Consider the following 14,750-nt stretch of genomic DNA (forward strand, 5'->3'; position numbering starts at 1 on the left):
TCTAAATCTTAACTACCACTTGGTAACATATTAAAGAAATATGTCACCTAAAACCGTGATCTAACGCCCATTTGTCTATTTTATTAAAACCATTGCCAACATAGCGAGACTTTCAGAGCTATTGATGCTCATTTTAGCCTAATTTATAAAAAAGATCGTTCGAATAGTTATAATACATGATAAAAAAAAACAAAAAAGATTTGCGCCTTTGTTTAATTGAATATATAGGCGACATCAATCTTTAAATAAATATTATTTAAATTCAATAGTTTATAGTGCGTAGTTCAAAAAAAACATTATGATACCTATTGGTATAAGCCGATCAAGTGAAAATGGTTTAACAATTGATAAAATATCTTGCCTCGTTGTGATAAAATAGTCGATCTAAATTGTAGATAAAAATTTATCGCTAGAGATTAATTTACGCCTTTTGACAAATTAACTTAAGACAGCTTGTAAAATCTAAAGCCTATCTCACTTAATTTTATAAAGTTTAACCTTAGTTGTTATATAAGTTGTTATATAAATCGGTAGATTTAACACGTTTTGCGTGTATAGATAAAAATAAGGTCATTATTAATGAAACAAAAAATTCCTAATACTTTTGCGCTTGATGTTTGTGCTGACAATGTTGTAACTGCAACCACCATTTTACAGCTTAAGCAAATATGGGAAAATAATGCACCAAATCAACCTATCATGATAATTGGAGAGGGTAGTAATACGCTTTTCACAACCGATTTTGCTGGCACTATTGTGGTTAACCGTATTAAAGGAATCACCATTACCGAAAACGACACACATTGGCTTTTACGGGTTGGCGCTGGGGAGATATGGCATGATCTTGTTTCGCAAACTGTTGAAAAAAATATTCCGGGGCTGGAAAATTTAGCATTAATTCCAGGTTGTGTAGGTTCCGCACCGATTCAAAATATTGGTGCATATGGGGTAGAGTTCCAAAAAGTGGCGGATTATGTAGAGTTACTGGAACTGGCTACAGGTAAAATAATTACTGTCACTGACGGGCAGTATGGCTATCGGGAAAGCATTTTTAAACACCAATATGACGTAGGTTATGCGGTAATTGCTGTCGGCATTAAACTTGCCAAAAACTGGCAACCGGTATTGAGTTATGGGGAATTAAGAAATTTTGATCCGCAAACTGTTACCGCCAAAATGATCTTCGATAAAGTGTGTGAAATTCGCCGTAGCAAATTGCCCGATCCGAAAGTGTTAGGTAATGGCGGTAGTTTTTTTAAAAATCCGGTAGTCGATAAAATGGTGGCCGATAAGCTACTTGAAATTTACCCAACTATGCCTATATATCCACAGGTAAACAATCAAGTTAAATTAGCCGCAGGTTGGTTAATTGATCAGTGTGGTCTAAAAGGCTATCAAATTGGCGGTGCAGCTGTACATCAGCAACAAGCATTGGTATTAGTTAATAAAAATAACGCAACGGCGCAAGATGTCATTGCTTTAGCTCGCTATATCAAAAACGCAGTTTATCAAAAATTTTCGGTGCACCTGTCGCCAGAAATTCGATTTATTGGTGCAACAGGTGAAATTGATGTGGATAATTATTTATAATCAATAAAACTATTTATAATCAATAAAATTATGAGACATTCGTATTCATTTCCTATTTTATTAACCAGTTTATTATTTGTCACCATCGCCTTATCAGCTTTAAATACTCAAGTACCACTTTGGTTGGTACGTGAAGATTTTTCGCTAGGGCAAATTGGCTTAGTTGGATCAAGCTATTTTACTGGCAATTTGGTGGGTACTATTATGGCAAATTGGTTTATTAGCCGATTTAATGCCAGATATACTTACACCTATAGTTGCCTTATTTTTGCTGTAGCAACCATTGGGCTAAGTTTTTCAATGGATTTTTACAGTTGGGCGATCTGGCGATTTTTTATCGGTATTGCTTGCGCTGTCACTTGGGTCGTCATTGAAAGCTGTATATTAGTGACCGGTTCAGTGCGCACACGTGGCAAAATGCTAGCTATCTATCTCACCACTTACTATTTAGGAACAGTATTGGGGCAAGCGCTATTACAGTATTTTCCTCAAGATGTGCTCTATTTTGGTTTAGTGATTGCGGTGTTAATGGGATTAGCGATTTTATTTATTTTACTAACTCATTACAAATTACCGAAAAGAAAGCAAAACAGTTTCAATATTATACCGATGATTTTATATAAACCGTCTCGACTCGGTCTGATTGGTTGTATGATAGCCGGTATGCTAATTGGTTCGCTCTATTCGTTAATGCCGGCTTATTACTCTCATTTGGGCTATAGCGATAATCAAGTGGCAAATTGGATGATTTTATTAATCTTATCCGGCGTGATAGCGCAAATGCCAGCAAACTACTGTGCCGATAAATATGGTCGACGAATTGTACTACTGATTGAATCGTTGCTAACGGTGGTAGCTTGCTTGATGTTGGTGTTTAATTTTTATTCTGTGCTCGCAATTATTTTATTAGGCACCACCATTTATACGATCTATCCAATCTCGATGGCTTGGGCATGTTCGTGTGTTCGAAAACAAGAGATTGTGACGATGAATCAAGCGATGTTATTAACCAATACCATTGGTAGTTTAATTGCACCGGCTATTATCGCTTTTATTATGGATATGACCAATAATACCTATTTATTTGTCAGTTTTGCTATAATCTCACTCTATTTTGTCGTTTTATTACTAAGAGAGCGAGCCACTGATGCGTAGCCAACAAAATCCGCTTAAATTAATTGAAATATTGGCAGACGGTAAGTCTCATTCCGGCGAAGAGCTTGCCGCTGTATTTGGTATTACTCGTGCCGGAATTAATAAATACATTAAACTCCTGCGTGAGTGGGGTATTACTTTAAACTCTATTCAAGGTAAAGGTTACTGTTTAACCTCACCATTGGATCTATTTAATAAAGCTAAAATTGACCACTATTATGGCGCTGATAGTGATGTTGAAATTTTACCGATCATTGATTCAACTAATCAATATCTACTCGATAGGATTGACACGTTACAATCGGGTCATAGCTGTGTGGCTGAATTTCAGTCTAAAGCCCGAGGGCGAAGAGGGCGCAAATGGTTTGCTCCGTTTGGCAGTAACCTCTATTTTTCCATGTATTGGCGATTAGAGCAGGGCATTGCAGCGGCAATGGGGCTCAGTTTAGTTGTTGGCATAGTGATAGCCGATACGTTACGGGAATTATCCGGGCAAGATATTAAAGTAAAATGGCCAAATGATCTTTATCTTAATGATCAAAAGCTCGCCGGCATTTTAATCGAACTTGCCGGAAAAACGGGTGATTATGCTCATGCTGTTATCGGTATAGGTGTCAATCTGAACATGACCAATCCCGATACCGACATTGTTAATCAAGCGTGGGCTAATTTAGGGCAGGTTGATCGCAATTTGCTGGTTGCCAAAGTGATTAAAGCGCTAAAAGTGAATCTGATTAAATTTGAGCAACAAGGATTAACCGCTTTTATGACTGATTGGAATCGTTTGGATAATTTTATTAATCGACCGGTTAAATTATTAATAGGTGAAAATATCATTCGAGGTATTGCCAAAGGCATAAACAATCAAGGTGCTTTATTGCTTGAACAAAATGGCACAATCAACGCCTACATCGGTGGCGAAATCTCATTACGCAGTGATGAGTAACGGGATCTGCCTGTTTCTACAGGGAGACCAGCATTGAATCGATTTAAACACCTTACGACTCAATACCGATTAGTTCTACACATACTTTTTAAAAAGATAATATGCAATTCCCCCTAATGAGAGGGTGATTGCATATAGCTTCCATAAACTTTGCCAGATGATTGTAAAACTGACATCTTTTAAATAAATCTGTTTAGTTAATTCGATAAAGTGACGAACCGGGTTTATTTCAGTTAAATACTGTAAACATTGTGGCATGTTCTCAATTGGCGCAATAAAACCCGAGAGTAAAATCGCAGGCACCATAAAGGTAATAATGCCAATAAAAGCTTGTTGTTGCGTTGAGCAAAGCGCTGAAATAAATAATCCAAATCCAACCAAAGATAATCCATAAGTTATCATACATAAATAGTAATAAGGCAGTGAGCCTTGAAAAGGGATGTGATAGATCAAAACACTGGCGGTTAACACCATAGTACCTTGTAATGTGGCAACGATAATTGCAGGGATCGCTTTACCTATAAAAATTTGCCAAGTCATTAAGGGGGAAATACGTAATTGGTCAAGTGTGCCTTGTTCACGTTCACGTGCCACCGATAGTGAGGTGACAATCATTACACCTATCGTCGTAATTAAGGCAACCAGTGACGGTAAGATGAAATTTTTATAGTCTAAATTACTGTTATAACGGTGACGGACAATTAATCCGGTATTATCTTGCACATTATTTTGTTGTTGATATTGCATAATAATTTGCTGAATATAGTTGGCAGCAATTTGTGCACTATTTGATTTACGACCGTCTAAAATAATTTCGATTTGTGGCGATTGCCCGCTGAGTAACTTACGGGAAAAATCAACAGGTAATTGCACAACCACTAAGGCTTTTTGGTGATTAATGATGTCGGTTACTGCTTGCTTCGAATCTAATATAATCACTTTAGAAAAACTACTGGCATTAGCTAGCCGATCAATTAACTCCGTGGTGGGTTGATCTACCGTTGGTCGATAAATTGCAATCGTTGCATTATTAACATTCAACGTCGCTGCGAATGGAAAAATAAAAATTTGCAAAAGGACTGGTATGATTAAGATAGTGCGAGTTTGCTTGTCTTGCCAAAGTAGGGCTAGCTCCTTTTTAATTAATGTTACAGTTCGGTAGAAAGTCATATTGTTGATAAATCTTAGCATGGTCTTTATTCCTGTAACCTCAATCTAATTGCATATGAGTTTTTTTGAAGATCACCATAAATAACAGCAACAAACACATCAGTAAAAATCCAACATTAATCAACATGACTGAAAAAATATCGCCAGCTAAAAATAGTGTTTGTAAGATGTTGACGTAGTAACGTGCAGGAATGATATAAGTAATAATTTGGATGATAGCTGGCATACTATTAATCTCAAATACAAAACCTGAAAGCATGACCGCGGGTAAAAATGCAACATTTAACGCTATCATCGCTGCATTAAATTGATTTCGAGTAACGGTAGATATTAATAATCCCAGTTGCAAAATAACCCATAAATATAGGCTGCTTAGCATTAATAATAGCCAAAATGATCCTCGGAAAGGCACATGCATAATACCAACTGTTACCAGAAAACAGATAATTAAAGCAAGTAACCCAATGAAATAATAAGGGATCAGTTTAGATAATAAAAACTCCAACTTGGTCATCGGTGTTGATAGCAATGCTTCCATCGTGCCACGTTCCCATTCACGAGCAACGACTAACGAAGTCAAGATTGATCCAATAATAGTCATAATTATGGTTATTGCACCGGGTAAAATAAAATTCTTGCTAATCGCAGCTGAGTTAAACCAGACATGGGAAGTGATATCAATCATTGGCTTACTGTTAATTAATTGCTGTTGACTTTGTTGCTGTAACCAAATTTGCCAAATGCCGGTTAGATAACCTTGTACAAAATTAGCGGTATTCGGTTCACTGCCGTCGGTAATTAATTGAATTGTTGCTTGTCGATTTTGTACTTGTTGAGCAAAATTAACCGGAATAATCAGCATGCCTCGAATTTGCCCGGCATTTAATTTTGCTGACAATTGCGAACGATTATCCGAAAATATGGGTTCAATATATGGGGAGCCATTTAAGACCTGAACAAAATCATGAGCAGGTTGGCTAGTTTGCTCAACCAGCACGCCAATACGCACTTTATTGGCGTCTAAACTAATGCCATAACCAAATAAAAACAGTAATATCAATGGAATGATGATAGCCATAATCCAACTGCTGGGGTCACGGATAATCTGTTTCATCTCTTTTTGACAAAGTGTTACTGTTCGGCAGAGTGAAAAACTCATTTTGACGCCCTCAAGTTAGCATCGTTCACCAATTTAATAAAAGCTTGCTCCATAGTGGCATTGCTTGCGACCGATTGCTTAAGTTGGTTAGGCGAGCCTAAAGCAATTAACTTACCGCCATTAATTAATGCAATACGATCACAATATTCCGCTTCATCCATAAAGTGTGTGGTGACCATAACCGTAACACCTTTTTCGACTAAACTGTTAATATGGATCCAAAATTCACGGCGAGTGATAGGGTCGACGCCTGATGTTGGCTCATCGAGAAACACAATATCGGGTTTATGCATTAAAGCGCAGGCTAACGCTAATCGCTGTTTAAATCCTAAAGGAAGTGATTGCGGAGTTTGGTCTAAAATTGGCTCAAAGCTAAATGCCGTTATCATCTCATTAATGCGCTGTGTTTGTTCGCTACCCATTAAGCCATAGATGCCCGAAAAGAAGTTTAAATTTTGCTGTACGGTTAATTTGTCGTATAAAGAAAACCGTTGAGCCATATAGCCAATGCGCTCTCGCACTTGAGTAGCACTTTTTTTGAGGTCAAATCCCAATACTAATGCCTGCCCACTACTAATCGGTAATAAACCGCACATCATTTTAAATGTAGTGGATTTGCCCGCACCATTGGGACCTAATAAACCAAAAATTTCACCACGCTTAATAGTAAAATTGACATGATCAGTTGCAATGAAATCACCAAAAGTGCGGGTCAAATCCTTTGCTTCAATGACAATATCATCAGGCAAACCGGCAACATTCGGCATAATTTTAGTTAATATTGATTCTTTATTAGATATGCCGCCCAAACGATCAATAAAAGCATCTTCAAAACGCCCTGCGGTGGGTTGATAGCTAATATTAGCTATTTTAAGGTTTGCTATAACTTGATCAATAGACTCATTAGGTTTGAGTATTAAACGAATACGATCACCTTCAATCACACCGTCACTAATTTGTGGTAGTTTTAATGCCGCTCGCAATAATTGACGATGTGAAATTGGCGAAGAAAGTAGATAAACCCGATCTTTAACACGTTGAGTCAAACATTTTGGTGCACCTTGAAAAAGCAATTCTCCCTGATTCATAAGTAAAATTGTTTCACACTGTTCGGCTTCATCAAGATAAGAGGTGCTCCAGATAATTAACATTCCTTCGTTCGCTAATTGATGAACCATATGCCAAAGTTCCTGTCGTGAAATAGGATCTACCCCAACTCCGGGCTCATCAAGTAATAATATTTGTGGATCACCGAGCAAAGTACATGCTAATCCTAGTTTTTGCTTCATTCCACCCGATAACTTACCCGCAAGTCGCTGGGTAAACCTTGCCAAATCAGTGAATGTTAGTAATTTGTCAAACATTTGTTGACGCTCATCTTTTTTGATATGGCGCAGATCAGCAAATAAATTAAGATTTTCAATAACGGTCAAATCTTCGTACAGCCCAAATTTTTGTGGCATATAACCTAGCATTGCTCGCAATTGATCACGATTATCAATCGGATTGTATTGCGCAACTTTAATTTGACCTGAACTTGGCGTAAGCAAGCCTGCTAGCATTCGTAATAACGTTGTTTTACCGGCACCGTCTGGTCCAACTAAACCTGTTACACCATGGGCAGAAATTGTGGTTGATAAAGGTTTTAGTGCAGTATTGACTTGATGATCTTTATGCTCAAACTGTTTTGTTACCTTATCGAGTACTATTTGCTGACGGTTTTGCATAGATTCGCTCGTTATTGGGCAAATTTTATTGTTACCGGCATGCCTTGGCGCAACATATCATCAGCTTGACCTTGACCGGTTTCATTGATTTGAATACGTAAACGGTAAACTAAATCAGTGCGAAGTACTGGGGTTTCAACTGTTTTCGGTGTAAATTCGGCCGTGGGAGACACAAAGCCAATTTGTCCAACATAAGGTTTATCCGGCTGAGAATCGGTAAAGACATAAACCTTTCTTCCGGGTATGGCTTGATGTAAATTAATTTCGTCGATATAGGCTCGTACCCAAACCGGCCGATCTAATGAAATGGCATAGATCGGAGAGCCGGCAGTCAACATGGTGCCGGATTCAACTGCTCGGGTTAAAATTGTGCCTTGGGAAGGTGCATAAAGTTCGGTATCTGATAAATTAAGCTCAGCTTGGGCTAGCTCCGCTTGCGCAGCTTGCACGGTGGCTTGTGCTGATTCAATCTCTTCTTTACGATAACCATTAGTAAGCTTTTCAAGCTTTTGTTTAGCGGTCTGTAAATTAGCTTTGGCTTGATCACGTAAAGTTAAACTGTTATCGAATTGATCTTTAGATATTGAAGATGATTTGATTAATTTCGCCATACGCTGATAGTTATTTTCAGCATAATCATAACTTGCCTGATACTGTAAAACTTGTGCAGCGGCTTGAGCCACTTCTTCTTTGCGATATCCGTTTATCATTAAATCAAGTTGCGCTTGCTTAACCATTAAATTTGCTTTAGCTTGATTAACGGCGTTTTGATAAGGTTTAGCATCGAGTTTGGCTAATAGATCGCCTTGTTTAATAGGATCACCTTCTTCATAATTCAATTGCATCAAACGCCCTGACACACGAAAGCTACTGTTTACTGTGCGGATATCAACATTACCATATAAAACTAATGAAGAAGGGCTTTTGTTAATAAACCAAATTGCACCGCTGATTAGAATTATTATTAACAATAATAGCGGGATAAGTCGTTTTTTTGTCATCGATATTCTCGTTCAGTTTACTGCTCAAGGTGTTTTAAAAGTTTCAGTAAGATTGAGCGCAATTGTTGACGCTCCTCTTGGCTGATAATTTGCCAGGCTTGAACAACCCTTTTTTCGATAGGGGGGATTTCATTTTTAAAAAAATTGATCCCTTTGTTGCTTAAAATTAAACAGTGTGAGCGGCGATCATGCGGATCAGCTTGTCGTATAACTAACTCATTTTTTACTAATGTTTCTACACATCGTGTCACTTGCACCCGAGAAAAATGGGTTAATTCACTGAGTTGCGACGGTTTGACTCCTTCAGGGTGAAAGGTGTTTATGACTAATAAAACAGCAAATAATTTATCGTCCAGCTGGTATTGTCGGTAGGCTTGATTTAGGTTTTCTAAAAGTGCTTCAGTGCTAAACTGCAATAAACGACTTAAGAAGATCTCATCATAATTTGAAGACATTCCACGAGATTTAAATTTTTCAATCAGTTGTTCAACCGTTGTAATAGGAATTGCCATAATATCACCTTTTCAATATAATTTCATTTGAAACTATATCAAATGAAATTATATTTCGCAACCAGTTAATCGATTCATCAGTTAAATACCCAATTAAAAATTCAGCTAACGTTTGTGCTAATCTTTCCTTATCTTTTGTGGCTATTTCACGACATCGTTTGGTATACCTGTTTCAACATCGATTGTTTTATTCATTATTATTTTTATGATTAACATCAATATAAGCATTAGATAAGTTTTGGTAACAATATAAATAATTAAAATTGACAACTACAGTTGACATGTTGGTTGTGTAAGATAAAATAGTTTTAAATTAAAACAGGAATAAAGCATGATTACTGTAAGTTATACACCGCAAATGGAAAAATGGTTGAAGTCGCTTAAGGATAAAACTGCAGCAGCTAAAATTAAAGTTCGAATTCGTCGTATGCAAGAAGGTAATTTTGGTGACGTTAAATCTGTAGGTAGCGGTGTATCAGAAATGCGCATTCACTGTGGAAAAGGATACAGGGTTTATTTTGCTAACCGCAATAATGAAATTGTTATTTTATAGTGTGGTGGTGACAAGGATACACAACAAACAGACATTAAAATTGCTAAAGAATTAGCAAATAAATGGGGTTTATTATGACTACAAAACTAAAAACTTTTGACGTAGTTGATTTATTAAATACTGATGAAGAGATGCAAGAATATTTAAATGCCGCAATAGAAGAAGGAGACCCTAAATTTTTATTTATTGCACTTGGTGATATAGCTAGAGCTAAAAACATCAGTCAGCTTTCACGTGATACAGGTATAAGCCGTGAGGGTATTTATAAAGCATTATCAGGTGAGGGGAATCCTACTTTTAATACAATCTTTAAAATTGTTCAAGCATTAGGTTTGCAAATGCAGTTTTCCTCACAAAAACATGCAGATTGTTGTTAACTGAGCATGGAAAATCTAATGTAGATAGACAAAATCAAATCAAACCTAAAGCTCGCAATTGCGGGCTTTTTTATGTCTGGAGAAATTATGGTTGCAGAAATGACATCGCTAAAACTGAAAATTGATGTGCAAAGCGTCGATGGAGCAAGTAAAAAATTAGACGAGTATTCTCTATAAGCAGCGATAAACGTTTTACATATAAACAAAAAAGATGAGGATAGAAGGAAATCGAGATAGTAAAACGAAAAAGCAGAAGAAAGAGTTCTCAGTATTCACAAGCATAAAACCAACATTATAAACAGATAAACTTAATTAATATTATACTCAAATTAATTTATCCTTTTAGGCGAAAGTACAGTTATTATATGAAAAGCAAGATGAACATATAACCGCGTTCTCGAAAGAAAAAGAAAAGATATTACCATTTACGAATTGTGAAATGAGGCTCTATGACAAATTGGTTAGATTTGAAGATAGTAATGGTAAATCATGTTTAAAAGGTGACATGTTTAAAAGGTGAAATGATAGAAAATGGAAAATCTGTTATTCATACTTACCCATTGTTTTATCACAAGCCCAAAAACTCCGACGAATTACAAATAATAAGATAAATAAAAAGGCGGGTAAATCAGCTTTTTTACTGTTTTTATAATCGTGAAAACTTGCCGATACATTGATAACCTGTTTATATATGAACGGCAGAGGCTAACTTAAAATAGTTCCGTTTAAAGAATAAGTTACTAGAAGGGATTGCATACAATATCCCTTCTTTAATAGGTGTAACAATAAAAGATAGATTATGCCATTATGTAAAGTCGAAAACTTATCCTTTAAAAAAGTTAAAATTCGCTGTTCACCCTTATTTTTTAACCTTTAGCAATCTTAAAGCATTGGCTGTCACAATCGCTGTGGTACCCGAATCAGCTAATACCGCCAACCAAAGCCCGGTTAAGCCAAATAGACTGGTAATTAAAAATATCAACTTTATCCCTAATGCTATGGTGATATTTTGTTTAATATTTCGATTGGCAAAACGTGCTAAGCGAATTAACGTTGGTAAACTCGATAGACTATTTTTGCTGAGGGCGACCTCGGCTGTTTCAAGGGCAACATCGGTACCGCTTCCCATTGCAATGCCGATTGTTGCGGCTTTCATTGCCGGTGAATCATTGATTCCGTCCCCGACCATGGCAATGGTGGTAGTTTTGCCGATTTTTTCAATCTCGACCAGTTTGTCAGCAGGTAATAACTGAGCACGGTAATCCATCCCTAATTGTCCGGCAATCGCTTTAGCGGCTCGTTGATTGTCACCTGTGAGCATCAAGGTTTTAAGACCGAGTTGGTGGAGTGCCTTAATGGCTGGTTTTGCATCTGTTCGCAAGACATCTTGCAGCGCGATAATCCCCAGTAATGCTTGATCTGTGACGGCGACCACGACGGTTTTGCCGGCATTTTCCAGTCGTTCGATGAGCTTGGCATCGTCGTTTAACAAAGGGACTGAGACAGTGTCAATTTTATTGGGTGAAACAACATAATAGATTTTTTGGTTTAACTCGCCTTGAATACCAATACCAGCAATGGCTTTACGATTTGTCGCTTCACTAAACGTGATATCTTGTTGTTTGGTGTAATCCACAATAGCTATAGCTAAAGGATGATGTGAGCCGCTTTCAATTGATGCAACTATAGCAAGCAAGTCATTGACCGCTAAGCCTCGATTGATAATATCGGTCACTTGCGGTTTTCCTTCCGTTAGTGTGCCGGTTTTATCAAAGGCAATCATTTTTAGCGATCCAATGTGTTCCAGCGCGGCGCCACCTTTAATCAATACTCCTAATTTGGCGGCACTCGATAATGCTGAAGTGATGACGGCAGGGGTTGAGATCACCAACGCACAAGGGCAGCCAATTAATAATAGTGTTAATCCTCGATAGATCCACGTATACCAATCTTCGCCCAAAAGCAGTGGTGGTATAAGGATAACCAACAAAGCAAACAGCGCAATAGCCGGCGTATAATAACGGCTAAATTTATCGATAAAACGCTCAATTGGCGCTTTGCGCTCTTCGGCATCTTCGATCAATTGCAAGATCCGATCAACAGCGTTTTGCCCTGCTTGCGAAATCACTTTGAGTTGAATGGTATTATCAACCACCAGTGATCCGGCTAAAATCTTATCGCCATATAAGTAGTTGACCGGGATCGATTCGCCGGTTAAGGCGCTTTCGTCAATATTGGCTTGTTCACTCACTAAGATAACATCAGCCGGTAATCGTCCGCCGGATGAAATTTCGATAATATCGTCTGGTTTCAAACTGTGGCTGGCAACGGTTTTACGCTTACCGTCGATAATAATAACAGTCTCTTCAGGCATGAGCTTAGCAAGGGATGAAATGCCTTTCTTGGCTTTATTTGTTGCGATCCCTTCAAGCATTTCACCTATCATAAACAGAAAAATCACCATAGTGGCTTCTTCGGCTGCGCCAATAAATAGTGCGCCAATTGCCGATATACTCATTAACGATTCAATCGCAAAGGGTGTGCCACTGCGAGTCAATAAAATCGCCTCTTTTAATATCGGTATCAGCCCGATAATAGCGGTGGCAATAAAGGCGTATTGACCGGCTTGATGATTAAACAGCGTAATAAGATAACTGATAACAATTAACACGCCCAATATGGCTAAAGGTAATAACGCTTTTTTATCGATTATATGGGAGTGTTCATGTTGATCAGCATGATTGTCCGATGATTGGAAAATAGGGGTATAGCCTAGTTCGACAACTTTATCTTCAATCTGTTTAATTATTTTTTGATCTTTTTGCGGAACTAACACAACCAACTTTTCAGTTGAAAATGTGATTTTTGAGTGAGTAATATTCGGAAGAGTTTTAATGCCATTTTCAATTTTTTTAGCGCAATGGGCGCAATCCATACCTTGAATTTTCCAGATAAGCTTAATGTCTTGGCTTTGCCTTTCGGGATCTTCGGGTGGATCACTAATGTCATTTTTGGCGCTACTATCTTGTTCTTGTCGCCCAACACTCGCCACGCTGTTTTGCGTTTGATGAGTATCGGCACTCTGTGCTGATTGTTGATGATGATTATGCGCAATATTATGACATTCACCTTGGCAATGATGATGACTATCATGATGTTGCTGCGTAGATTTGTTATTATATAACATAACGTTACCTCGTCTTGTTGATGATTTTGATTGTACGCTTAATTGTAGAAAAATAAATCATTTTTTAAGCTATTATTTTTTCAATACCTAAGCGTATGTTTTAAGTATATAATTAATGACACTTTCATGATTGAGATAAGATATGTCTAGTATTCCTTCGTTTCGCCAACGGCAAGGCGTTATTTTTTCGGCTTTTTTATTTGCAACCTTTGTCATTGGGGTAGCCGGTGCATTACAGTCACCAACCTTAAGTCGATTTTTATCGGTTGACGTTAATGTTGATCCTCGCTTAGTCGGTCTCTTTTTCTCGGTAAATGCTTTTGCCAGCATTATTGGTAGCTTTTTATTGGCAAAATATTCTGATAAAAGGGGCGACAGGCGCAATATTGTCATATTTTGTTGTTTAATGGGGGTTACCAATAGCCTTATTTTTGCCTTTTCCCGTAACTATTACCTTTTAATTACGCTCGGCGTACTATTTGCTGCGCTCTCGTCCGCTGCGATGCCGCAAATTTTTGCTTTAGCTCGTGAATATGCCGTGAAAAGCGGACGAAATGTTGTCGCCTTCAATTCGTTGATACGGGCACAACTGTCACTTGCTTGGGTCATTGGACCACCTTTATCGTTCGGATTAGCGATTGAGTATGGTTTTACCACCATGTATCTGAGCGCCATGTCGATGTTTATTGTCGCGATGATCTTTGTTGCCATTTTTTTACCTTCCGTTGAAAAAAATCCGACATCAGAGCTACCTAATAACGTTGATTTACAAGCGGCAAATCAACCTTTATTTAAAAATAAAAATGTAGTGTTTTTATTGCTATCAACGGTCTTTATGTGGACAGCAAATATGATGTATATCATTGATATGCCTCTGTACGTACAATCGGTATTACATCTTTCTGATTCTTTACCGGGATATCTAATGGGATTGGCTGCCGGGATTGAAATACCGGTTATGATCATTGCGGGCTACTTAGTGCCGATGTTAGGCAAAAGAAATCTATTTTTTATCGCTATTATCTGCGGATTGATCTTTTATATCGGTATGATTTTATTTACCGATGAGTGGATCTTATTTGTGTTACAGCTATTTAATGCACTTTTTATTGGCATTGTGGCAAATATTGGAATTATCTACTTTCAAGATCTGCTACCAACCCGAATGGGCGTTGCATCAACCTTGTTTAATAATGGTATCATCTGTAGCATTATTATAGCCGGTATGCTTCAAGGGTTTGTATCTGAATCTTACGGGCATGAAATTATCTATTCGATCGCCTTAATTATGGTCGCTATATCATTGATATTTTGTGCGCTGGTAAAAGAGGTGAGAACAAAAGTCGATTAATACTGAATAATACGTCTTCCTA

At 37.6% G+C, this 14,750-nt stretch carries 11 protein-coding genes and 1 pseudogene; 6 read left to right on the forward strand and 6 right to left on the reverse strand.

The features are described from left to right. Positions 1-579 precede the first annotated feature (579 nt). From murB to birA, 3 genes are read left to right on the forward strand one after another with little or no spacing between them, the layout of a single operon-like run. Positions 580-1,590, forward strand: coding sequence for a UDP-N-acetylmuramate dehydrogenase (murB, locus tag J3U42_RS02355; RefSeq protein ID WP_267335290.1), 1,011 nt, complete (start codon positions 580-582; stop codon positions 1,588-1,590). A 30-nt stretch (positions 1,591-1,620) separates the two neighbouring features. Next, positions 1,621-2,745: an MFS transporter gene (locus J3U42_RS02360; protein WP_267335292.1), complete on the forward strand. Its 1,125-nt coding sequence runs from the start codon at positions 1,621-1,623 to the stop codon at positions 2,743-2,745. Further along, entirely contained in the window at positions 2,738-3,691 is a 954-nt protein-coding gene (gene birA, locus J3U42_RS02365; protein ID WP_267335294.1) for a bifunctional biotin--[acetyl-CoA-carboxylase] ligase/biotin operon repressor BirA, read from the forward strand. The genes J3U42_RS02360 and birA overlap by 8 nt, the downstream gene beginning before the upstream one ends. A gap of 75 nt (positions 3,692-3,766) precedes the next feature. On the opposite strand, the gene J3U42_RS02370 is transcribed toward birA, so the two are convergent. The 5 genes from J3U42_RS02370 to J3U42_RS02390 are packed head-to-tail and all read right to left on the reverse strand — an operon-like array spanning position 3,767 to position 9,260. Continuing rightward, positions 3,767-4,882, reverse strand: coding sequence for an ABC transporter permease (locus J3U42_RS02370; protein ID WP_267335296.1), 1,116 nt, complete (start codon positions 4,880-4,882; stop codon positions 3,767-3,769). A 19-nt stretch (positions 4,883-4,901) separates the two neighbouring features. Beyond that, positions 4,902-6,020, reverse strand: coding sequence for an ABC transporter permease (locus J3U42_RS02375; RefSeq protein ID WP_267335298.1), 1,119 nt, complete (start codon positions 6,018-6,020; stop codon positions 4,902-4,904). Next, positions 6,017-7,747, reverse strand: a complete 1,731-nt coding sequence (locus J3U42_RS02380) for an ATP-binding cassette domain-containing protein (RefSeq protein WP_267335300.1) — start codon at positions 7,745-7,747, stop codon at positions 6,017-6,019. Before J3U42_RS02380 ends, J3U42_RS02375 begins: the two co-directional genes overlap by 4 nt. Before the next feature lie 11 nt (positions 7,748-7,758). Further along, positions 7,759-8,748 (reverse strand): secretion protein HlyD, encoded by a 990-nt coding sequence (gene hlyD, locus J3U42_RS02385; RefSeq protein ID WP_267335302.1) that lies wholly within the window; start codon positions 8,746-8,748, stop codon positions 7,759-7,761. 17 nt (positions 8,749-8,765) lie between these two features. Continuing rightward, entirely contained in the window at positions 8,766-9,260 is a 495-nt protein-coding gene (locus tag J3U42_RS02390; RefSeq protein WP_267335304.1) for a MarR family transcriptional regulator, read from the reverse strand. 331 nt (positions 9,261-9,591) lie between these two features. Here J3U42_RS02390 and J3U42_RS02395 point away from each other — a divergent pair. After that, a pseudogene (locus J3U42_RS02395) lies at positions 9,592-9,891 on the forward strand (type II toxin-antitoxin system RelE/ParE family toxin). Continuing rightward, positions 9,888-10,190, forward strand: a complete 303-nt coding sequence (locus tag J3U42_RS02400; RefSeq protein ID WP_267335308.1) for an addiction module antidote protein — start codon at positions 9,888-9,890, stop codon at positions 10,188-10,190. The pseudogene J3U42_RS02395 and the gene J3U42_RS02400 overlap by 4 nt, the downstream one beginning before the upstream one ends. A gap of 859 nt (positions 10,191-11,049) precedes the next feature. Here J3U42_RS02400 and J3U42_RS02405 read toward each other — a convergent pair. Further along, positions 11,050-13,377, reverse strand: coding sequence for a zinc/cadmium/mercury/lead-transporting ATPase (locus J3U42_RS02405; protein ID WP_267335310.1), 2,328 nt, complete (start codon positions 13,375-13,377; stop codon positions 11,050-11,052). Between the two features lie 142 nt (positions 13,378-13,519). Between J3U42_RS02405 and J3U42_RS02410 the strand changes: the two genes are divergently transcribed. Then, positions 13,520-14,728, forward strand: a complete 1,209-nt coding sequence (locus tag J3U42_RS02410; RefSeq protein WP_267335312.1) for an MFS transporter — start codon at positions 13,520-13,522, stop codon at positions 14,726-14,728. The last annotated feature ends 22 nt before the right edge of the window (positions 14,729-14,750 follow it).

The organism is Gilliamella sp. B2923 (assembly GCF_026536565.1).
Taxonomy (GTDB): domain Bacteria; phylum Pseudomonadota; class Gammaproteobacteria; order Enterobacterales; family Orbaceae; genus Gilliamella.